Here is a 21,923-nt window from a genome sequence, read left to right on the forward strand (position 1 = left end):
GAGGAGTCCGAATGCGTCCACGTTCCCTCCGGCTCGTCGTATCGTCCCTGGGCCTGGCGGCGACCACCCTGATCGCCGCGACGGCGACACCGGCCCTGGCCCGTCCGGACGGCGCCCGGCCGACCGCCCCGGCGCCGTCCACCGTTGCACCCGTCCACTCGGCCACCGACCGGCTCGCCCGCGAGGTGGCCACCGCGCTCGCCGACCCCGCCGTCCGCAACCGGGTCGTCCCGGCGGTCACCGCCGGACCGGTGGACCTGATGACGGCCCGGCTCGACGCGCGCGCCGACCGGGCCACCCGTACGGTCAACCAGGCCGTGCTGGCGGCGAAGGGCCTGCCGGCGGCCACCGGCTCCGTGCTGCAACTGCGGCTCGGGCACCGGGACATGGCGGCGATGCTGACCCGGGACGCGATCCCGCTGGTCGCGGCGGCGTCGACCGACGACGCGCCGACCGGCGTGGTCGGCTACGAGCCCGCCGGGGGGCAGGTCCTGCTGGATCCGGTCCGACTGCCCGACCGGCCGGTGCTGGTGGTCGAGGTCGACGTGACGAAGGCGATGGCACGGGGCCTGGCTCAGGTCCGCCAGGAACTCGCCGCGCAGGGCCTCACCGGAGCCACCTCCACGCTGACCACGCAGTCCGGCTACTGGGCGACCAAGGTCAACGCCATCCGGCTCAACGACGACAAGGAGCCGTGGGTCAAGGGCAGCGCCGAGATCTTCAACGTCGTCGGCGGCTTCGGGCTCGACGGCAAGGCCACGGTCACCGTCGTGGAGATGCCCTACCTCGACAACGACGGCACGACCTACTACCCGAACCAGTTGCTGGTCCACTTCAACAACTACAAGTACAACCTCGCCGACGTGGTGATGTGGGAGGACGACGGCGACACCAACTACCGCGACCTGGCCAAGGCGCTGATCACCGCGCTGCTGACCGTCGTCGACTACGGCACGTACACCCCGCTGGTCAACGCGATCATCGACGCGATGCCCGCCAGCTGGTGGACCGACGACCCGGACTACGTCGACTCCTGGTACACGCTGAGCACCGGTAGCTCCGGCCGGCTCAACGGCGCCGCCGCCAACGGCTGGATGGACGTCGTCCCGTACTGGGTGCAGCAGCTCTGAACCCCCGCGTGGTCGCCCCGGCGCGGGCCGGGGCGACCACACACCCCTACGATCGCCTGATGTTCCGGCCGACGTACCCGATCCGCACCGCGCGGCTCACCCTGCGCCCGGTCACCCTGGACGACCTCGACGACGTGTACGCGTACCAGCGGCGACCCGACGTCGTCCGCTGGATGCTCGCCGAGCCGCGTGACCGCGAGCAGTCGCGGGCGTCGGTGGCCGCCATGGCCGGCGAGGACGCGCTGCGCGCGGAGGGCGACTGCCTGACCCTGGCCGTGGCCACCGACGCCGGGGTGGTCGGGACCGTGGAGCTGGTCTGGCGCAGCCAGGCCGACCGCACGGCGGAACTCGGGTACGTCTTCCATCCCGACCACGGCGGCCGGGGGCTGGCCACCGAAGCCGCCACGGCGCTGCTGGACTGGGGGTTCGGCGAGTTCGGGCTGCACCGGGTCTACGCCCGGTGCCACGCCCGGAACGAGGCGTCCGCCCGCCTGATGACCCGGCTCGGCATGCGCCAGGAGGCGCACCACGTCCAGAGCTACCTGTTCCGGGGGGAGTGGGCCGACCAGCTCGTCTTCGCCGTCCTGGCGCACGAGTGGCGGCCCCGGACCGCGTGAGGCCACGCCAGGCAGGGCGGTTCCCCCGCCCCGCCCGGCGTGGCGCCTCAGCCCGCGCAGTTGTAGTTGCGCGCCGGCTGGGTTAGCTTCTCCTGGCTGCCGAACTTCGCGTAGAGCCGCAGGTAGCAGGGCAGCTCGATATCGCCGTAGTAGCTCGTGACCTGGTTGTCGTAGTACGTGGTGCCGCTTTCCGCGACCTGCCAGCTGCCGCTGTCGCCGGACTGGATCTCCCAGTAGACGTCGCCGGCGCAGCCCTCCAGGCCGCGCGACCAGGCGATGATGTTGGCCCCGTTGTAGATCTCGGACTGCACCAGGGTGCAGGTCGCCGCCTGCGCCGGCGCGGCGCCGACGAACAGCCCGGCCGTCAGCAACGCGCCCGCTCCGACCGCTGACATCAGCTTGCGCATGGTCCGGCACCTCCATAGTGGATCGTGGATCGTCCCTCGCAGGGTAGCCCGCCGAGAAAACCAGCTTCAATATCAGAAAGCACATTGGCGAAAAGTTTCACGGGGTGGCCGGGTTCCCCGGGCGGCGGTCGACGTGGTGCGTACCCTGGTCGGCGACCTTCCGCGACCCTGGAGCCCCGCCGATGACCAGCCCTGGATCCCGCACCGCCCGCGCCGCCGACGTCGACGCCCTCGCCGATCTCGTCGAGTCGGCGTACCGGGGAGACCGCAGCCGGGCCGGCTGGACCCACGAGGCGGACCTGCTCGACGGCCAGCGCGCCGACGCGGACATGGTGACCGCCGCGGTGACGAACCCGGACGGGACGGTGCTGGTCGTCGAGGACGGGACGGACATCGTCGCCTGCTGCCAACTGGAGCGCCACGACGACCACGCCTACTTCGGCATGTTCGCGGTCTCCCCACGGCGTCAGGGCGACGGGCTCGGGCGGCACCTGCTCGCGGAGGCCGAGCGGTTCGCCCTGCAGGAGTGGGGCGCCGGCGAGATGCGGATGACGGTCATCACCCAACGGGAGGACCTGATCGCCTGGTACCTGCGGCGCGGCTACACCCGTACCGGCGAGCTGACCCCGTTCCCGTACGGCGACGAGCGGTTCGGCCTGCCGCGCCGGCCCGACCTGGCGTTCGAGACGCTGATCAAGAAGCTCGGCTGACGGCCCGCACGCCGGGCCGTCGCCGCTCGGTCGGTCGACCGTCCCGACCGTCGACACGGGGATCCTCCAGACTGGAGGCGCCGGCCAGAATGGCCCGGTGACGAACGCGAAGCAGGCCAGGCGCAACGGCTCCCGGGACCGAGTGGGCCGGGGAAAGTCGGCCCCGCCTCGGCAACCGGCCGCCCAGCCCCGGCCGGACCTGCCGCCACCCAGCGGAGACCCCTCAGCCGTAGCCCCTCGGATCGTGCCCTGGATGGTGCTGGTGGTCGGCGTCGTGCTGCTCGCCGACGTCAGCCTGCCGGCCCGCTGGGTCTACGTCTGGACCGCGGACGACACGCCGGGCTGGGCGCGGGCGGCCTTCCTCTGGTCCGGCCTGACCGCGGCGGTCACCTTCGTGCACGCGTGCATCGCCGCGCAGGCCGCCGCCGTGGCCCGGAACGCGGGCGCGCGGGAGCGGCGTGCCGCCACCTCGGTGTACCGCGTGTCGGGCGCCTTCACCGCCGGCGGCGCGCTCGCCGGGACGCTGCTGGCGTTCGTCTCGGCCGACCAGTTGCCGGCCGGGCTGAAACTGACCGCGCTGGCGAGCGACCTGGCGATGGTCGGTACCGTGGCCGCCCTGGTGGCGGCGTCCCCGTATTACGTCATCCGCACCTGGACCGCGCTCGGCAACCTGTACGTGCTGGACCGGCGGAACTTCCGGAACGCGGTCATCGCGTTGGTCATCTTCGACGCGTGGATCGGGGACCGGATCATCCGGCTGCTGCCGGACGGTCTCGGCTTCCTGCATCTGATCACCGCGGTGCTCTGAGAGTGCGGGGAGGCGCCGCTTCCTCGCCAGCCGGCCGGGGTGCGACAGTCTCCGCGAAGCCTGCCGCTACCCCGATGTTCGCGCCAGGAGCCCTGCCACGGCGTCGGCCGTGGCCGGGTGCGCGGCCACCAGCGCCACGGCCCGGCCCGCCCCGGCCGAGGCCGCGCCCCGCCGCCATTCGCCGGTGCAGCCGAGCAGCGCGGCCACCGCGTCCACCGTCTCCGGATGCCCGGCGAGCAGCGCGGTCACCGGGCCGGCCGGGGCCACCCGTACGTCCGACGGCGCCTGACCGGTGGCGGCCCGCCACGGCGGCACCCAGGCGTCCAGCGCCGGCAGGGTGCCGGGGAAGGTGCGCTCCGCCTCGCGTACCAGCAGGGGCACCAGGTCCGGCCCCTGCTCCCGCAACGTCGTGATCAGGTTGGGCAGCCAGGGCAGCAGCACCGGGTCGGGCAGTCGGGCGAACGCCGTCGACATCGTCTCGACCACGAACGGGGCCAGCGCCGGCACCGGCTCCAACGCGTGCACGAACCCGGACAGGTACTGCGGGAACGCCGGCACCACCAGCGGGTTCGCCAGCAGCTCCGCGCAACGGGCGCGCAGCTCGGCGAGGGGCAGCAGGCCGAGCTGGTGGCGGGACGCCCAGAGCAGGGCAACCTTCGCCGGCGCCTCCGGGTGGGACTGGGCGACGGCCAGTTCCAGCTGGGACCGGTCGCAGCCCAGCGAGAGCGCGAGGCCCTCCATGCTGAACAGGAAGCCCAGCATGGCCCCGACCTGCCGGACGCCGGTCGCCTCGTCGACGAATGCGGTGGGCAGCAGGGTGCAGTAGTGCGCGTACCCGGTGGTCACGAACGCCTCGCACCAGGCCGGCAGCCGCGCCGCGGTGCTGCGGTAATGAGCGAGCAGCCGACGGATCCGCCGGAGCACCTCGGGGGCGTCGTCCACGGTGCGTTCGGCGGAAAGCAGCTCCACCGCCCGCACGCCGAGCTCATCGACCAGACGTGGGCTGTCGAGCAGGCGGATGGCGTCCTCGACGGCGGCGAGCGCGGTCGCGGCGGTCGCGTCCGCCCGACGGACGGATCGGCGCAGCCGCTGCTCGAGGACCTGTTCGACCGTGACGCCCTCGTAGCCCAGCTCGATCAGGGCGCGCTGGTGGCGACCGAGCGCCAGGTCCCAGCTCTCCTGCAGCGACCGGTGCCCGAGCCGCCGCTCGCCCATGATCGGGCGGACCGCGTCGGCGGGCAGCAGGTGCCGCAGCATCCAGAGCAGGTCCGAGCAGGCCGGCAGCGCCGGGTGCGCGCGCAGGTCCAGCAGGGCCCGTTGCACGGTCCGCCGCTCCAGGTCCAGGCCGAGCGGACGGAGGCGGTCGAGGACGTCGCGCGCCAGCGGGGGGAGCGAGTCGTACCCGACCTGGCCGACCCGGTCGCCGCCGAGCAGGATCTCGCAGAGCCGACGGACGTCCCGCCGGCCCGGTACGACGTCCTTCTCGATGCAGGTCACCGCGGCGTCGGCGAAGTCGTACGGGGTGGGCCGGGCCCGGTTGCGCAGCCCGGCGAGCAGGATCGAGGTCTCGAAGACGGCGATCGCGTCGGCGGTGCTGGCCAGGTAGCCGTTGCGCCGGGCGAGCCGGACGATGTCCACGCACCAGCCGCGCAGCTCCGCCTCGTCGAGTCCGTCCAGCGGGGGTGGCGCGGCCAGGAAGCCGGTGAGCCGGTCGGCGACCGGCGCGGCGGCCGCCGGGGTGACGGCGGCCCGGCCGCGCCGGCCCCGTTTCGTCCCACCCTGCTGGCCGTGCAGCCGGTGCGGGACGAGCCCGGCACGGCTGAGCGACTTCGTCCACGCCGCCGCGGCGATCGACACCGAGCCGGGGGCGAGGCCGAACTGCGCCTCGATGGCCGAGTGGCTGGACGGGATCAGCCCGTACCGCCAGTTGGTGCCGGTGCGCGGGCTGATCACGAAGTCCGGCGCGGCCGAGTCGAGGCCGAACTGCGCGACCCGGCTGGCGGCGTGGAACGCCCCGCACACGTACAGGCAGTCGGCCGGGTCGGCACCGGAGGCGGCCAGGTGCTGCCGGATCCGGGTCCACATGTGGCGTTCCCGGTCCTCGTCCCGGTCCAGCCGGTCCGCCTCGGTCGGCCGTAGCCGCCGGAAGAGGCTGCCGATGAGCACCATCACCTGCCGGTAGGTGTCGTGGTCGGCGTCCGCGAGCGGCCGCTCGACGTACTGGTCCCACCACGCCGACCAGTGCCGCACCTTGCCGTGGTGCAGCAGGTAGGCCTCCAGTTCCGCGAAGCGGGGCCGCAGGTCGCCGATCTCCACGCCGACCGCGTCGCCGTGCAGCGCCGCCTCCTCGGCCGCCTCGGTGCCGACCGTCGCGCCGGCCTCCGGACCGACCGGTGCGGGGCCGGTCTCCGGTCGGGGCGTCCACTGGAAGACGTGGTCGGTGGAGCGGTCCACCAGCACCAGCTCCACCCCTGGTGTGTCCAGGGCGTACGCGATGGCCTGATATTCGGCGGAGGCCTCGGTGATCGGGGCGACCACGCTCAGCGGCGCCCACTCGGCGGGGAACCCGGCCAACTCGGTGGCGAAGGCCTGCACGGCGACCGGGAGGCGGCAGTTGCGCAGCTCGGTCAGGAGCGGCTGGAGGTCCTCGCACAGTTCCAGGTAGACGACCTTCGGCTGCTTGGCGCGCAGCCGCCGGAGCATGGCCAGCGCGGAGGCCGGCGAGTGGTGGCAGACCGGGAAGATCTCCAGCCGCTCGCCGAGGGCCCGGTCGACGTCGTCGACCATGCCGGCGAGGATGCCGGCCAGCGCGTCGGGGGAGTCGGCGAAGGCGGCGGCCGCGTCGGCGAGCTGTTCGCGCAGCGCCCCGAACAGGCCGGTACCGGTGGGCGCGGTCATGACAGCGAGGCGATCGCCTGGCGACCGCCGTCGAGGAAGCCCGCCCAGTCGCCACCGTCCTGCTTGGCCCGCGGCTCCACGACCCCGTGCAGGTACTTGTTGAGGATGGCCAGGTCCTCGGGGCTGCGCCGGGCCAGCGACCCCATCAACGACCCGGCCAGGGTCTCCGGACGCAGGGTGCGGTCACCGAAGAACTCGCTGTGCAGGATGGCGTCCTCCAGCACCCCGATCTGCTCGGCGGTGGACAGCGCCGACTCCAGCTTCTCGTCGTCGCTGGCCGCCGAGGCGGCCGCCGCCCGCAGGTCGGCGAAGGTCTGCAGCAGGATGTCCAGCAGCGTGGGCGGCACGTCCAGGTCGATGGCGTGCCGGCGGAGCAGTTCCTCGGTACGGAAGCGGACGATCTCGGCCTCGCTGCGCTTGTTGGTCACCACCGGGATCCGGACGAAGTTGAACCGCCGCTTGAGCGCCGACGACAGGTCGTTCACGCCGCGGTCCCGGCTGTTCGCGGTGGCGATGACCGAGAAGCCCGGCCGGGCGAAGACGATGTTGTCCCGGTCCAGCTCGGGAATCGAGACGTACTTCTCGGACAGGATCGAGATCAGCGCGTCCTGCACGTCGCTGGTGGACCGGGTCAGCTCCTCGAAGCGACCCACGACGCCCTGCTCCATCGCGGTCATGATCGGCGACGGGATCATCGACTCGCGGGACTGGCCACGAGCGATGACCATGGACACGTTCCACGAGTACTTGATGTGGTCCTCGGTGGTGCCGGCGGTGCCCTGCACGACCAGCGTGGAGTTGCGGCAGATCGCGGCGGCCAGCAGCTCGGCCAGCCAGCTCTTGCCGGTGCCCGGGTCGCCGATCAGCAGCAGGCCCCGGTCGGACGCGAGGGTGACGATGGCGCGTTCGACGAAACTCCGGTCGCCGAACCACTTCTGTCGGATCTCCCGGTCCAGGCCGTCGGCCCGTTCCGAGCCGAGGATGAACAGCCGGACCATCCGCGGGCTCAGCCGCCACGAGAACGGCTTCGGGCCGGTGTCGACCGACTCCAGCCAGTCGAGCTCGTCAGCGTACTTGACCTCGGCGGGGGCACGCAGCATGTCGGACATCAGGGGTGGTCTCCTAGGTGAGGAAGCTCTTGAGCTCGACGACGAGCTTGCGGATGTGGCCGGAGATGACCGGGGTGCCCAGGTCCTTGAAGCGCTGCCGGAACCAGGGGTTGACGCTCTGCTGACCGGAGCTGTTGACCGAGCCGACCGGGATGAACCGCACCCCGGAGCGGTGCACGGCCTCGATCCCGTCGAACAGCGGCTGCGACCGGTCGAACTCGTAGAAGTCCGAGATCCACACCAGGACGGTGTTCCTCGGCTCGACGATCTTGGGGCGGGCGAGCGCCAGCGCGACTGGCCCGTCGTTACCGCCGCCGAGATTGGTCCGCAGCAGCACCTCGAACGGGTCGTGCACCCAGGGGGTCAGATCCAGCGCCCGCGTGTCGTACGCGATCAGGTGCACGTCCACCTTGGGCAGCCCGGCGAAGATGGACGCCAGGATGGTGCAGTTGACCATCGAGTCGACCATCGACCCGGACTGGTCCACCACCACGATCAACCGGGCCGGGGTGGTGCGGCGTGCGGTCTGCCGGTAGTAGAGCCGGTCGACGTAGAGGCGCTGGTCCTCCGGGCTCCAGTTGGTCAGGTTATGCCAGATGGTGCGGTCGAGGTCCAGGTTGCGGAACACCCGCTTCGGCGGCATCGACCGGTCGACGACGCCGACGCTGGTCTGCTCCACCTGGGTCCGCAGCACCTCGGCGGCCTCGTCGACGTAGCGGCGGATCAGCGCCTTGGCGTTGGCCAGCGCCACCCCGGACAGGTTGGCCTTGTCCCGCAGCAGCTGCTCGATCAGCGACATGCTGGGGGTCAGCCGGCTGGCCAGCTTCGGATCGGCCAGCACCTCCCGCAGGTGCATCCGGCGGACCAGGTCACCCTCCAACCCGGCGAGCGTGCCGCCCAGCCCGCCGCCCTCCCGGCGCAGCTCGCCGGGCTCCGCGCCGAGCGCCTGCTCGAACCAGCCGGCGTCGGACTGCCAGCGGGCGAGCTGGCCGGCGCTGACCGACCCGGTGCCGGTGGCGAACACGTTGAGCAGCAGCTTCGACACCAGTGCCGCCCGACGCACCTCGTCCTCACCGGGTTGGCACGAGCCGGCCGCCGGGGCAGGGTCGTCCTCGGGGCTGGTGAGCAGCCCGCGCAGCTCGCCGGCGAGCGCCGGGAAGCGCTGGACCACCGTGTCGACGGAGACCGTCGGGTCGAGCAGCGCGGCCGGCAGGCCGAGGTCCTCGACGACGGCCATGCTCGCCGACTCCAGGGCGGGCTGCTCGTCGGGGCTGAACAGCCGGGCCAGCAGCCGCCAGTAGAGGACCTGGCGGCGGTTCTCGTCGTTGCGGTCGTCGGCGGTCACCGGCGCAGCAACCGTCCCGCGCGCTCGCGCAGCACGGCCACGGCGTCGCCCGCCTTGGCCTCGGCCTTCGCGACCTTCGGGTCGGTGATCCCGCCCGCCCAGTCGCCGTTGTGCGCCTCGGCCACCTGCCGCTTGCCGGTGCCGCGCACGGCGAGCGGGTGCAGCAGCCAGCGGCCGTCGTCCCAGCGCAGCAGGCCGATGCAGGCGGACGAGCCGGCGACCCGGTCGCGGGTGAGCGGACCGCCGGCCGGCAGCCGGTCGACGGCCACCGGGACCGGCTCGCCGCCGAGGTCGAAGAGCAGCTCCTCCTCGTCACGCACCTGGTAGCCCTCGACGAGTACGGGCTCGGCGATCGCGGCCGGGTGCCGATCGAGCGGCGACGCCGACGCGGCGTACGCCGAGGCGAGCAGCACCCGCGCGGTCGCGAACGGGTCCGCCGGCTCGCCCAGCTCGGCCCGGTTGTCGTCCCAGCGCAGGTCGCCGGCGTGCAGAGGCAGGCCGGTGATGGTCAGCGCGCGCCGCTCGGCCAGCGCCCGCAGCAGCGTGGGCTGCCCCGGGAACAGCCGCCAGATCGCCGGCCCGACGATGGTGGCCACCTTGGCGGCGCCCACCGCGGCGCGGACCAGCCGGGGCGTCCCGCCGTCGCCCGGCTCGAACACCGCGTGCAGCTGGACCTGCACCGCGGTGTCGTGCTCGTGGACCTCCACGCCGAGCGGCAACAGCCGCCCGGAGACCAGCTCGGCGTCGGCCGCCGCCGCGACCGGCGCGCCCTGCGCGAGCAGCACACCGCGCGCCCACAGGTCCGCCCAGCGCCGGGCCGGCACCTGCGGCATCGCCGCCACCGGTACGCACGCCCGCAGCTCGGCCGCGAAGCCGTCGAGCAGCACGGCGAGCCGACGCAGCCCGGGCTCCGCCAGCGCGGCCTCCACCGGCGTCCCGGCGGCGGAGACCAGCTCGTGGTCGAGGCCGCGCCAACCGGTGACCGCCACCTCGTGCAGCCAGGCGCCGGCGCCCAGCAGGGCGGGGGACGTCTCCGTCGCCCCGGCGGCCGCCCCGGTCCACGGCGAGCGGTCCCGCCCGAGCGCCGCGTCGAGCTGCCCGAGCAGGGCGTCGTGGGCCGCGCCGAGCAGGGCCGAGCGGGCACCGGCCAGCGCGGCGAGGTGCTCCTGCACGACCGATCCGGCGGTCACCTTGCCGGCCGCCTCCGCCACCCGCTCACCGAGCGGGGTGCCGGCCACCGCGCCGGCCAGCGCGGCCAGCGCCGCGGCGTCCTCGTCGCCGACCCGGGCGAAGCCCCGGGTCAGCACGTCGTCGAAGCCGGCCACGACGCCGAGGGTCTCGGCCAATCCGGCCACCACCTCGGCGCGCAGCCGCGCCACCTGGTGCGCCAGCATCAGCCCACCGCCGGGGTCGCCGGGAACCACTGCAGCTCCGGCAGCGGCACGGTGCTCTCCGGCACCTCCAGGTAGCCCAGGTGGCGCAGGAAGCGGCTGAACACCACCGCCGCCGGGCTCGGCTCGTGCCGGGGGTCCATCCGGGCGATCAGCCCGGCGCCGGTGTCCACCCCGTCGCCGGGGTCCACCCGCAGGTAGCGGGCGACCTGCTCGACGCCGTACTGGATGATCGCCTCGTCGGCGAGGGCGTGCAGGTGCTTGCAGGGATGGCCCCGCAGCCCGCCGCACGGCCGGTTGTTGTTGGTGCTGCAGTGGTAGGCGTGGGTGCCGGCGGCCACCGACGAGACGTACACCCGCTCGATGTCGGAGCCGCTGGACACCACGCCCTGCAGTCGCCCGTCGGCCAGCTCGACGAAGGGCACCTTGGCCAGCTTGCGCGCCCGGGCGGGTGGCACCACCCGCAGCACGCTTCGTCGCCGCCACGAGGCTGTTGTCGCCTCCGTCATCTCCGACCTCCCCGCCGGCGACCGGCCGCGGGCAGCGGGTGCCCACGCCGGCCCACATCCGCCGCTGTGACGACAGGGATCATGGACCATCGGTACGACATCGCCGCGACCGACCGGAACGCGGAGACCGGCGGCCGCGAACCGCGGCCGCCGGTCGGGGGGGAAGGCCCGGCTCAGTCCGACCGGCGGGCGAGTCCGCTCATCTTGACGGCGGTGAAGACGGCGGCGGCCAGCGCCACGTCCGACAGCAGCATGAGACCGATCGCGTACGAGCCCTGTGCGCCGTACACCCAGCCCATGACCAGCGGCGGGACGAACCCGCCGAGCCCGCCCGCCGCCCCGACCAGCCCGGTGACCGCGCCCACCTGTTCGGCCGGGGCGACCTTGCCGACCAGGGCGAAGACGGCTCCGCTGGCGGCGCCGAGCAGGATCGCCATGCCGAGGAAGGCCACGGTGGCCACCGGCATCAGCGGGGGCTCGAAGGCCTGCACCACGGCCAGGGCGGCCACCAGGGCGAAGCACCAGACCAGCACCGGGACCGGGTGCAGCCGGTCGGACAGCCAACCGCCGACGGGCCGGGCGGCCACGGCCAGCACCACGAACCCGGCGGTCCGCAACGCCCCGTCCGCGGGGCTCAGCTCGTACGTGGTGCGCAGGTACGCGGGCAGGTAGACGCTGAAGGCCACGAAGCCGCCGAAGCCGACCGCGTACAGGAAGCACAACTGCCAGGTGACGGTGAGCCGTCCGACGCCCGCCAGCCGCTGCCAGGCCGAGCCGGTGGGCCGGGTGCGGCCCGGGGCGTCGCGCAGCAGCAGGAACGCCAGCACGGCGTACCCGGCGAGGATCGCGGCGACGAGCAGGAACGGCGCCCGGTCGCCGTAGGCGTCGGCCAGCCGGACGGTGGTGAAGTTGGCGATCGCCGTGCCGCCCATGCCGACGCCGAACACCCCGATGGCGAAGCCGCGCCGGGCCGGGGGGTACCACCCGGAGACGTGCGGGACGCCGACGGCGAAGGCGGTCCCGCCGATGCCGAGGAAGAGGCCGGTCACGATCAGGGCGGCGTACGAGGAGACCACGGTCAGCGTCAGCACCGGAACGATCGTGGCCAGGGTGACCAGCGGGAACACGACCCGTGCCCCGTACCGGTCGGTGAGCGCGCCGACCGGGATGCGGCCGAGCGACCCCACCACCACCGGGACGGCGACGAGCAGGGACTGGGCCGCGAAGCTCAGCCCCAGCCGCTCCTTGATGCCGGGGCCGAGCGGGCCGAGCAGCGCCCACGCCCAGAAGTTCACCAGGAAGCCGAGCGTGGCGACGGCGAGCTGGAGCGGGGCGGCGGCGCCGGTGGTGGGTGCCGGGCCCGGCCGGGCCGGTGCCGGCTGCGTGTCACGGGTCATGGTCATCGCTCTCTCCGTCGAGGTCGTCGGGACGGTGCCGCTGGGCCGGGAAAGAGGATCGCTGGAATCCGCTTCACCGTTCTGAGGGTGCCGCAGCCGAACCGGACGGATCAGGGCCGGAAGTCCCGGCCGGTGCGGGCCCTCCGGGTGCGTCACCGCCCGAGACGCAACAGCCCCACCGGGCCGTCGCCCCGCCAACCGGGCGGCACGACGGCGAAGGCGTCCGCAGTGGCCGCGCCGCCCAGGTAGCCGGGCTGCCCGCCGCCCAGCGGGTGTAGCCCGACGGCCGAGCACCGGACCGGCAGGATCCGGGTACGCCGGTCGTCCGGCGGCAGCGCACCGGCGAGCGGCGCGGTCTCCGGTTCGGTCAGCGGCGCCCCGGCGAGCCCGGCCAGCAGCGGGCCCGCCAGGGTGAGCGCGGCGACGAGGGCGGCGTACGGATTGCCGGGCAGCCCGACCACCCACCTCGCGCCCACCTGCGCGAGGACCTGCGGGTGCCCCGGCCGGCAGGCGACCCCGTCGACGTGGACGGTGGCGCGCAGCCGGTCCAGCGCCGGGTGCAGCCCGTCGGCAGGGCCGACCGACGACGCGCCGCAGACGACGGTCACGTCCGCGTCGGCGAGGCTGCCGGCGATCGCGGCGGCGAACCAGTCCGGCTCGTCGCCGACCATGCGGGAGTCGAGCAGCTCCGCCCCCCACGAGCTGAGCAGCGGTTGCAGCATCGGACCGATCGCATCCCGGACCCGTCCCCAGCCGGGCCGGCCGGCGGGGACCAGTTCGCTGCCACTGACGATCAGCCGCACCCGGGGTCGGGGGTGGACGGTGAGCGTGTCGAGGCCGACGCTGGCAGCCAGTCCCAGCACCGGCGGGGTGACGGGTGCGCCGGCCGGGACCAGGTCCCGTCCCGGCCGGGCGTACTCGCCCCGCCGGCGCACGTGCCGGCGCTCGCTCGGCGGCGACCACACGGTGTCGTCGCGGCGCTCGGCGGCCTCGTACGGCACCACGCGGTCGGTGCCGTCGGGTACGGGCGCGCCGGTAGCGATCTCGACGGCCGTCCCGTCGACCAGCGGCGCGGGTACCCGGGTGCGGCCGGCGAGCACCCGGTCGACGACCCGCCACGGACCGGGACCGCGTACCGCGTACCCGTCCATGGCGGAGTTGTCGAAGCCGGGCACCGGCACCGCCGCCCGCAACGGCGCCGCCAGCGTCCGACCGGCCGCGGCGGCCAGCGGTACGGTCTGCGGGGGCAACGGGGACGCCAGGTCGTGGGCGAGCCGGCGGGCCTGCGCCCAGCCGGTGGGCGCAACGGCCGGCTCCTGTCGATGGCGTTCGACGGCGATGGTCATGGCACCTCCCGTGCGGCTCACCGTCCCGCCCGGCTGCGGTCCCGGCCGGGCAGTCGGGGTGGCCCGTCCCAGCCGGGCCGGGTGGGACGCAGCCCGGGCCGCCGCCGTTCGTCGCGGCTGCGGTAGACCACGTACGGGCGGGTGGCGTACCCGACCGGCGCGCTGAAGGCGTGCACCAAGCGGGTGAAGGGCCAGAAGGCGAAGAGGCCGAAGGCGGCCAGGACGTGGATCTGGAAGCCCACCGGCACACCCGCCATGATCTCCGGGTCGGGGCGGAGGTAGAACAGCGAGCGGAACCACGGGGAGACGGTCTCCCGGTAGTCGTATCCGTCGCCGATCACGTTGGCCCGTACGGTGGCCAGCAGCCCGAGCACGATGACCCCGGCGAGCACCACGTACATCGCCTTGTCGTTGCGGGTGGTGGCGGCGAAGACCGGTCCGGTGAGCCGCCGCCGGGCGACCAGGATGGCCAGGCCGATCAGGGTGCACAGGCCGGCCACGGTGCCGATGAAGACGGCCATCAGGTGGTAGACGTGTTCGCTGACGCCGACCGCCTCGGTCCACGCCTTGGGCACCAGCAACCCGCCGATGTGCCCGATCAGGACCATGAGCACGCCGAAGTGGAACAGCGGGCTGCCCCAGCGCAGGATCGTGCTCTCGTAGAGCTGGGACGAGCGGGTGGTCCAGCCGAACTTGTCGTACCGGTGTCGCCAGATCAATCCGCCGACCAGGACCGCCAGGCACAGGTACGGGTAGACCACCCACAGCAGCGTGTTCATCGGCGACCTCCCGAGGTCGTGTCGACGAGTCCGAAGGGTTCCAGGCCGACCTGCTCCGCCGGGGGGCCGGTGCGGGCCAGTCGGGCGGCGGCGGCCAGGTCCGCCGGCTGGGCGGGCGGCAGCATCTCCCGTACGGCGGTCACCGCGTGCCGGTAGCCGGAACCCTCCCGGCCCAGCGCCTCGACCAGCAGGTCCAGGCCGACCCGGTTGTCCCGCAGCAGCCGCCAGCCCCCCTCGTCGAGGGCGGCCAGGTCGAGCACCGCGGGCAGGAAGTCGGGCAGCTCACCGTCGACCACCTCCAGCCCGGCCGCCCGGTACGCGGCGGCGAAGCCGACCAGCGCCTCACCCCGCCGCCGGGTGTCCCCGCAGGTGTAGTACGTCAGGTGCAGGCAGCAGCGGCGGCGGAAGTCGAAGACCTGCACGTACTCGGCGCGCAGCTGCACCGGCGTGGCGGCCGACCGGTGCGCGACCACCTCCCGCAGCGACGTCGCCACCTCCGGCGGCAGGCCGTCCAGGGCGGCCCGGATCGTCGGCAGCGCGGCGAGCACCTCGTCGTCGGGGTAGCGCAGCAGCAGAGAAGCGGCGCGGGCGGCCACCGCCCGCCAGGTCGGTTGATTCACGGCTGGCCTCCGTCGGCCGGTTCGGGCTGGGGACGGCGGGGCGGGAAGAGGCCCTTCGGGGTGCCCTTGCCGTCCCAGTTGAGCAGGTTCACCCGGCGCGGCTCGTCACCCGGGTCGACGAAGCCGTCCGAGGTCTGCCGGTCGCGCAGCATGTGGAAGGTCTCCACCTGCACCGGCACCGGGGTGCCGGAGGACTCGCCGAACGGCCCCTGCCCGTACGGGCCGCCGCCGCCCATGCCCGGGCCGCCCTCGTAGTCGAGGCTGCACTCGGTGGCGATCTTCTCCAGCCGGTGCGCGTCCTCGGCGTGCGCGGCGGGGATGACGTAGCGCTGCTCGTACTTGGCGATGGCCAGCAGCCGGTACATCTCGTCCATCGCGGCGCCGGTCATCCCGACGGCGGTGGCGATCGACTCGTCGGCCGCCTCGCCCAGGTTGATCCGCCGCTGGTACGCGCGCATCGCGGCCAGCCGGTTGAGCACGTTGCGCACCGGGACCGGGTCACCGGCGGTGAACAGCTCGGCGAGGTACTCCACCGGGATGCGCAGCGCGTCGATGGCGCCGAACAGGTTGCCGGCCGCCTCGCCGTCGTGCCCGGTCTCGCGCAGCACGTCGACCACGGGGGACAGCGGCGGGATGTACCAGACCATCGGCATGGTCCGGTACTCCGGGTGCAGCGGCAGCGCCACCTCGTACTTCATGATCAGGTCCCAGATCGGCGAACGCTGCGCGGCGTCGATCCAGTCGTCCGGGATGCCGGCGTCCCGGGCGGCGGCGACCACCGCCGGGTCGTGCGGGTCGAGGAAGACCGAACGTTGCGCGTCGTAGAGGTCGTGTTCGTCCTTCATGGCGGCGGCCTCGGCGACCCGGTCGGCGTCGTAGAGCATCAGCCCCAGGTAGCGCAGCCGGCCCACGCAGGTCTCGGAGCAGATGGTGGGCAGGCCGATCTCGATCCGCGGGAAGCAGAAGGTGCACTTCTCCGCCTTGCCGGTGCGGTGGTTGAAGAACACCTTCTTGTACGGGCAGCCGGTCACGCACATCCGCCAGCCCCGGCAGCGGTCCTGGTCGACCAGCACGATGCCGTCCTCGGCCCGCTTGTAGATCGCGCCGGAGGGGCAGGACGCGGCGCAGGACGGGTTGAGGCAGTGCTCGCAGATCCGCGGCAGGAAGAACATGAACGTCTTCTCGTACTCCTGGCGGACCTGATCGGAGACCTTCGCCAGCACCGGGTCGCCGGCCGCGATCTCGTTGCCACCGGCCAGCGAGTCGTCCCAGTTGGCGCTCCAGGTGATCTTCGTGTCCTGGCCGGTGAGCAGCGACTTGGGCCGGGCCACCGGGGTGTCCTCGCCGGCCGGCGCGTTGATCAGGTGCTCGTAGTCGTAGGTCCAGGGCTCGTAGTAGTCCCGCATGGCCGGCAGTTTCGGGTTGGCGAAGATGCTGAACAGCTTCTTCACCCGCCCGCCCGAGCGCGGCTTGAGCCGGCCGGAGCGGGTCCGCACCCAGCCGCCCTGCCACCGCTCCTGGTCCTCGTAGGTGCGGGGGTAGCCCTGCCCGGGGCGGGTCTCCACGTTGTTGAACCAGACGTACTCGACGCCGGAGCGGTTGGTCCACGCCTGCTTGCAGGTGACCGAGCAGGTGTGGCAGCCGATGCACTTGTCGAGGTTCATCACCATCGCCATCTGTGCCATGACCCGCATCAGTACTGCACCTCCTGGGAGCGGCGGCGGATCACGGTGACCTCGTCGCGCTGGTTGCCGGTGGGTCCGAGGTAGTTGAAGGCGAAGGAGAGCTGCGCGTACCCGCCGATCAGGTGGGTGGGCTTGACCAGCAGCCGGGTCAGCGAGTTGTGGATGCCGCCGCGCCGGCCGTTGACCTCGGCCTTCGGCACGTCGATCACCCGCTCCTGCGCGTGGTACATGTAGACGGTGCCCTCGGGCATCTTGTGCGTCACCACCGCGCGGCAGACCACCACGCCGTTACGGTTCACCGCCTCGATCCAGTCGTTGTCCCGGACGCCGATCTTCGCCGCGTCCGCCTCGCTCATCCACATCGTCGGGCCGCCCCGGGACAGCGTCAGCATGATCAGGTTGTCCTGGTACTCCGAGTGGATGGACCACTTCGAGTGCGGGGTGAGGTACCGGACGGTGATCTCCAGCTCGCCGTTGCGGCCGAGCCGCGGTTCGCCGAAGAGTCTGTGCATGTCCAGCGGCGGGCGGAAGATTGGCAGCGCCTCGCCGGCCTCGTGCATCCAGTCGTGGTCGAGGAAGAAGTGCTGCCGCCCGGTCAGGGTGTGCCAGGGCTTGAGCCGCTCGGTGTTGATGGTGAACGGCGAGTAGCGCCGGCCGCCGTGCTCGCTGCCCGACCACTCCGGGCTGGTGATGACCGGCACCGGGCGGGACTGGGTGTCGGCGAAGGTGATCTGCTTGCCCTCGTGCTCGGCGGCCAGGTCGGCCAGGCGTACCCCGGTGCGCTTCTCCACGTCGTGGAAGCCGGCGGTGGCCACCCGGCCGTTCGTGGTGCCGGACAGCGCGAGGATCGCCTCGCAGGAGTGCACGTCGGTGGCCAGCGACGGCCGCCCGTCGGCCGCCCCGCCGCGCACCTCACCGTTCTTGCGGCGCAGGTACTCCACCTCCGGGCGGACGTCCACCGCCACGCCCTTGCCGGTGGTGCCGAGGGAGTCCATCAGCGGCCCGAGTGCGGCCATCTTGTCGGCGACCGCGCCGTAGTCCCGCTCGACCACCACCAGCTTCGGCATGGTCCGGCCCGGGACCGGCGTCTCCCCGGTGACCGCCCAGTCGCGGACCCGGCCGTGCGGGGTGGCCATCGCGTCCGGGGTGTCGTGCAGCAGCGGGGCCGCGACCAGGTCCTTCCGGACACCGAGGTGGCTCCCCGCGAGCGTGGAGAATGCCTTGGCGATGCCGTGGAACGCCTGGAAGTCGGTCCGGGTCTGCCACGGCGGGTTGATCGCCGGAGTGAACGCGTGCACGAACGGGTGCATGTCGGTGCTGCTCAGGTCGTGTTTCTCGTACCAGGTGGCGGCCGGCAGCACGATGTCGGAGAAGAGCGTGGTGGAGGTCATCCGGAAGTCCAGGCTCAGCAGCAGGTCGAGCTTGCCCTCTGGGGCCTCCGCCCGCCAGGTCACGTCCTTCGGCCGCAGTTCCGCCGGCGCCTCCGCCGCGCGCAGGTTGGCGTCGGTGCCGAGCAGGTGCCGCAGGAAGTACTCGTTGCCCTTCGCCGACGAGCCGAGCAGGTTGGCCCGCCACACGGTGAGCACCCGCGGCCAGTTCTCCGGCGCGTCCGGGTCGGTGCAGGCGAACCGCACGGCACCCGCGCCGACCTGCTCCGCCACCCAGCCGGTCGGGTCCTCCGGCCGGGCGGCGAGCGCCTCGTCGGCCAGGTCCAGCGGGCTGCGGTCGAACGTCGGCATGGACGGCATCCAGCCGGCGCGGGCCGACTGCGCCAGCAGGTCCATGGTGTGCTTCCCGGCGAACGCCCCGGTGCCGGTCGGCGCGGACACCACGTCGGCGGAGTACGTGTCGTAGCGCCACTGGTCGGTGTGGACGTACCAGAAGGCGGTGCCGATCATCTGCCGGGGCGGGCGCACCCAGTCCAGGCCGAACGCCAACTGCTGCCAGCCGGTCACCGGCCGGCACTTCTCCTGCCCGACATAGTGCGCCCAACCGCCGCCGTTGACCCCCTGGCAGCCGGTGAGCGTCACCAGCGCGAGGATCGCCCGGTAGGTGGCGTCGGAGTGGAACCAGTGGTTGGTGCCCGCGCCGAGCAGGATCATCGACCGGCCGCCGGAGCGCTCGGCGTTGTCGGCGAACTCCCGGGCCACCCGGGCCACCTGCGCCGCCGGCACCCCGGTGATCGGCTCCTGCCACGCCGGCGTGTACGGCACCTCGACGTCGTCGTAGCCGGCCGGCCACTGCCCGGGCAGGCCGTCGCGGGCCACCCCGTACTGCGCCAGCAGCAGGTCGAACACGCTGGTCACCAGCTGGCCGTCAACCGTACGGGTCGGCACGCCGCGCCGGAGCACCTGCGGGGTGTCGGTGTCGAAGCGGGGCAGTTCCACCTCGACGGCCGTGCCGCCCAGGCAGGTCAGCGCCGGCTCCAGGTCACCCAGGTCGAGGTTCCACTGGCCCGGCTGCTCACCCCAGCGGTGCCCGAGACTGCCCCGCGGCACGGCGGCGGAATCGGTCGCCGAGTCCCAGAGCACCGTCCTGAACGCGGCCTCCTTGTCCGACTCGCCGAGGTCGGCGGCGGTGAGGAACTTGCCCGGCCGGTAGCCGCCGTCCGCGCCCGGCTCAAGCGTCACCAGGAACGGCAGGTCGGTGAAGCGCCGGACGTAGTCGACGAACTGCGGCGTGCGCCGGTCGACGAAGAACTCCTTGAGGATCACGTGCCCCATCGCCATGGCGAGAGCGCCGTCGGTGCCGGGCTGCGCCGGCATCCACTCGTCGGCGAACTTCACGTTGTCCGCGAAGTCCGGGCTGACCACCACGACCTTCTGGCCCCGGTACCGGGCCTCGGCCATCCAGTGCGCGTCCGGGGTACGGGTCACCGGGACGTTCGAGCCCCACATGACGAAGTAGGACGCGTCCCACCAGTCCCCGGACTCCGGCACGTCGGTCTGGTCCCCGAACACCTGCGGGGAGGCCACCGGCAGGTCGGCGTACCAGTCGTAGAAGGACAGCATCGAGCCGCCGAGCAGGGACAGGAACCGGGCGCCGACGGCGTGCGACACCATCGACATCGCCGGGATCGGGGAGAAGCCGGCGACCCGGTCCGGGCCGTACTCCTTGATCGCGTGCACGTGCGCGGCGGCGATCATCTCCTGGGCCTCGTCCCAGGTGATCCGGACCAGGCCGCCCTTGCCGCGCGCCCGCTGGTAGCGGCGGCGCCGCTCCGGGTCGGCCTGGATGTCCGCCCAGGCCGCCACCGGGTCGGAGAGCCGGTGCCTGGCCTCCCGGTACATCTCCACCAGCACGCCCCGGGCGTACGGGTAGCGCACCCGGGTGGGGGAGTAGGTGTACCAGGAGAAGGCGGCGCCCCGGGGGCAGCCGCGCGGCTCGTACTCCGGCCGGTCCGGCCCGACGCTCGGATAGTCGGTCTGCTGCTGCTCCCAGGTGATGATGCCGTCCTTGACGTACACCTTCCAGGAACAGGAGCCGGTGCAGTTCACGCCGTGCGTGGAGCGGACCACCTTGTCGTAGGACCAGCGGTCCCGGTAGAAGGCGTCCGCCTCCCGGCCGCCGATCTGGTGCAGCGTCCGGCCGTCGGCGGACACCTCGGCCCGGCGTACCAGGCCGCCCACCGCCAGCAGCGCCCGCTCCGCTTTCTCGGTCGCTCGCGACATACGCCTCATTCCCTCGATCGTTGCCGTGCCGTCCACCGTCCAGCCGGTCGCGGTGTCGTGCAACCGGAGCAAGGTTTGGGATCATCCTGCCCAGGCGCTACGTCGTGGGCCCGGGCCGAAGGTCCCGAGATCATCCGTCGTACGCCCCGCCGCGGGCGCGTCCGCGCCGCCGAAGCGGCCGGTGCCGGGCCCTGCGGCCCGTGCCGGTCGGGACCAGCGCCCCTGGTCCCGACCGTTGTCACGAATCAGCGTCGGCGCCGTGACCGGGGTGCTGAGGACGCGACAACAACAGGACGGGCCGCGCCGGGCGGCGGGCGGCTCCGTTCGGGTGCCGAAACGGGACGTGCGGGACGCGCCGTTCATCGTCATCTGGGAGGCCACCCGGGCCTGCCCGCTGGCCTGCCTGCACTGCCGTGCCTCCGCGCAGCCGCTGCGGGACGGGGCGGAACTCGACACCGACGAGGCGGTGGCGCTGATGGCGCAGGTCGCCGACTTCGGCCGGCCGGCCCCGCTGTTCGTGATCACCGGTGGTGACCCGTTCCAGCGACCGGACCTGGAGACGCTGGTCCGCCGGGGCACCGAGCTGGGCCTGCCCGTGTCGGTGTCCCCCTCCGGGACACCCACCCTCACCCGCGCCGCTCTCGCCGGGATCCGGGCCGCCGGCGCGCGGGCCATCTCGTTGAGCGTGGACGCCGCGACCGCGGCGGCGCACGACGGCTTCCGCGGCGTACCCGGGGTCTGGGACCTCACCGCGCGGGCCTGGCGGGACGCCACCGACCTGGGGCTCAAGGTCCAGGTCAACACGACGGTGACCCGGGACACGGCGGTCGACCTGCCCGCGATCGCCGCCCAGGTACGCGACCGGGGCGTGCTGCTGTGGAGCGTCTTCTTCCTGGTCCCGACCGGCCGGGGCCGGTCCCTGCGGAGCCTCGACGCGGCGCGGACCGAGGACGTCCTGCACCTGCTCTACGACCTCGGCGAGACGGTGCCGGTCAAGACCACCGAGGCGCACCACTTCCGCCGGGTCTGCCTGCAACGCGACGCGCTCGCCGCCCGCGGCGTCGACCACGTGGCCGCGCTGGGCCTCGGCCCGCTCTACCGGGAACTGCGCGAGCGGTCGGTGCGGCTGGGCCTGCTCGGGCGCCCCGGCCGGGTCCGGCGTCCGCCGCTGCGGGTGGGCGCCGGCAACGGCTTCGCGTTCGTCTCGCACCGGGGCGAGGTGCACCCCAGCGGCTTCCTGCCGGTCTCCGCCGGCAACGTGCGGCGGCGGTCGCTGGTGGACATCTACCGCGACTCGGACCTGTTCACCGGCCTGCGGGACCCGGGCCGGCTCGGCGGCCGGTGCGGCGCCTGCGAGTTCCGCACCGTCTGCGGCGGGTCGCGGGCCCGGGCGTACGCGGTGACCGGTGACGTGTGGGCGGAGGACCCCTCCTGCGGTTATCAGCCCGGCTCTTTCCCACCTCCGGAGGAGTCGGCGCGGTTCTTCGACACCTGACGCACC

Annotated in this window: 17 protein-coding genes; 5 read left to right on the top strand and 12 right to left on the bottom strand. The window is 73.4% G+C overall.

The genetic code is table 11. From position 1 onward, the window contains the following. Positions 1 to 11: 11 nt before the first annotated feature. Both ACZ6S5_RS18230 and ACZ6S5_RS18235 read left to right on the top strand, forming a co-directional pair. Positions 12 to 1,130 carry a DUF3103 family protein gene (locus ACZ6S5_RS18230; RefSeq protein ID WP_466001788.1) on the top strand — a complete coding sequence of 373 codons (1,119 nt, stop codon included), beginning with the start codon at positions 12 to 14 and terminating at the stop codon, positions 1,128 to 1,130. 59 nt (positions 1,131 to 1,189) lie between these two features. Further along, positions 1,190 to 1,747 (top strand): GNAT family N-acetyltransferase, encoded by a 558-nt coding sequence (locus tag ACZ6S5_RS18235; protein ID WP_466001790.1) that lies wholly within the window; start codon positions 1,190 to 1,192, stop codon positions 1,745 to 1,747. A 47-nt stretch (positions 1,748 to 1,794) separates the two neighbouring features. On the opposite strand, the gene ACZ6S5_RS18240 is transcribed toward ACZ6S5_RS18235, so the two are convergent. Further along, positions 1,795 to 2,154 (bottom strand): hypothetical protein, encoded by a 360-nt coding sequence (locus ACZ6S5_RS18240; protein ID WP_466001792.1) that lies wholly within the window; start codon positions 2,152 to 2,154, stop codon positions 1,795 to 1,797. 182 nt (positions 2,155 to 2,336) lie between these two features. Here ACZ6S5_RS18240 and ACZ6S5_RS18245 point away from each other — a divergent pair, with 182 nt between their 5' ends. Together ACZ6S5_RS18245 and ACZ6S5_RS18250 are read left to right on the top strand one after the other, a co-directional pair. Then, positions 2,337 to 2,864: a GNAT family N-acetyltransferase gene (locus tag ACZ6S5_RS18245; RefSeq protein WP_466001794.1), complete on the top strand. Its 528-nt coding sequence runs from the start codon at positions 2,337 to 2,339 to the stop codon at positions 2,862 to 2,864. A 253-nt stretch (positions 2,865 to 3,117) separates the two neighbouring features. Then, positions 3,118 to 3,672: a hypothetical protein gene (locus ACZ6S5_RS18250; protein ID WP_466001796.1), complete on the top strand. Its 555-nt coding sequence runs from the start codon at positions 3,118 to 3,120 to the stop codon at positions 3,670 to 3,672. A gap of 66 nt (positions 3,673 to 3,738) precedes the next feature. On the opposite strand, the gene ACZ6S5_RS18255 is transcribed toward ACZ6S5_RS18250, so the two are convergent. From ACZ6S5_RS18255 to ACZ6S5_RS18305, 11 genes are all read right to left on the bottom strand, one after another. Beyond that, positions 3,739 to 6,570, bottom strand: a complete 2,832-nt coding sequence (locus tag ACZ6S5_RS18255; RefSeq protein ID WP_466001798.1) for a DUF5682 family protein — start codon at positions 6,568 to 6,570, stop codon at positions 3,739 to 3,741. Further along, on the bottom strand, positions 6,567 to 7,679 hold the full coding sequence (locus tag ACZ6S5_RS18260) for an ATP-binding protein (protein ID WP_466001800.1): 1,113 nt from the start codon (positions 7,677 to 7,679) through the stop codon (positions 6,567 to 6,569). Before ACZ6S5_RS18260 ends, ACZ6S5_RS18255 begins: the two co-directional genes overlap by 4 nt. Positions 7,680 to 7,692: 13 nt before the next feature. Continuing rightward, positions 7,693 to 9,024 carry a VWA domain-containing protein gene (locus ACZ6S5_RS18265; RefSeq protein WP_466001802.1) on the bottom strand — a complete coding sequence of 444 codons (1,332 nt, stop codon included), beginning with the start codon at positions 9,022 to 9,024 and terminating at the stop codon, positions 7,693 to 7,695. Then, complete coding sequence (locus ACZ6S5_RS18270) at positions 9,021 to 10,418, bottom strand: hypothetical protein (protein WP_466001804.1); 1,398 nt, start codon at positions 10,416 to 10,418, stop codon at positions 9,021 to 9,023. Before ACZ6S5_RS18270 ends, ACZ6S5_RS18265 begins: the two co-directional genes overlap by 4 nt. Further along, entirely contained in the window at positions 10,418 to 10,885 is a 468-nt protein-coding gene (locus ACZ6S5_RS18275; protein ID WP_466001907.1) for a hypothetical protein, read from the bottom strand. The genes ACZ6S5_RS18270 and ACZ6S5_RS18275 overlap by 1 nt, the downstream gene beginning before the upstream one ends. 212 nt (positions 10,886 to 11,097) lie before the next feature. Further along, a complete protein-coding gene (locus tag ACZ6S5_RS18280; RefSeq protein ID WP_466001806.1) occupies positions 11,098 to 12,327 on the bottom strand; it encodes an MFS transporter in 1,230 nt (409 codons plus the stop codon). A 146-nt stretch (positions 12,328 to 12,473) separates the two neighbouring features. Then, positions 12,474 to 13,667, bottom strand: a complete 1,194-nt coding sequence (locus ACZ6S5_RS18285) for a molybdopterin molybdotransferase MoeA (protein WP_466001808.1) — start codon at positions 13,665 to 13,667, stop codon at positions 12,474 to 12,476. Between the two features lie 17 nt (positions 13,668 to 13,684). Then, positions 13,685 to 14,446: a respiratory nitrate reductase subunit gamma gene (gene narI, locus ACZ6S5_RS18290; protein ID WP_466001810.1), complete on the bottom strand. Its 762-nt coding sequence runs from the start codon at positions 14,444 to 14,446 to the stop codon at positions 13,685 to 13,687. After that, the gene (gene narJ, locus ACZ6S5_RS18295; RefSeq protein ID WP_466001812.1) at positions 14,443 to 15,066 is read right to left on the bottom strand and encodes a nitrate reductase molybdenum cofactor assembly chaperone; all 624 of its coding nucleotides are present in this window, start codon (positions 15,064 to 15,066) and stop codon (positions 14,443 to 14,445) included. Before narJ ends, narI begins: the two co-directional genes overlap by 4 nt. Beyond that, positions 15,063 to 16,760 carry a nitrate reductase subunit beta gene (narH, locus tag ACZ6S5_RS18300; protein WP_466001814.1) on the bottom strand — a complete coding sequence of 566 codons (1,698 nt, stop codon included), beginning with the start codon at positions 16,758 to 16,760 and terminating at the stop codon, positions 15,063 to 15,065. Before narH ends, narJ begins: the two co-directional genes overlap by 4 nt. Beyond that, positions 16,760 to 20,422: a nitrate reductase subunit alpha gene (locus tag ACZ6S5_RS18305; protein WP_466001816.1), complete on the bottom strand. Its 3,663-nt coding sequence runs from the start codon at positions 20,420 to 20,422 to the stop codon at positions 16,760 to 16,762. Before ACZ6S5_RS18305 ends, narH begins: the two co-directional genes overlap by 1 nt. Positions 20,423 to 20,690: 268 nt before the next feature. Between ACZ6S5_RS18305 and ACZ6S5_RS18310 the strand changes: the two genes are divergently transcribed. Continuing rightward, positions 20,691 to 21,917, top strand: coding sequence for a TIGR04053 family radical SAM/SPASM domain-containing protein (locus ACZ6S5_RS18310; RefSeq protein ID WP_466001909.1), 1,227 nt, complete (start codon positions 20,691 to 20,693; stop codon positions 21,915 to 21,917). The last annotated feature ends 6 nt before the right edge of the window (positions 21,918 to 21,923 follow it).

It is taken from the genome of Micromonospora sp. NPDC051924 (assembly GCF_055586005.1).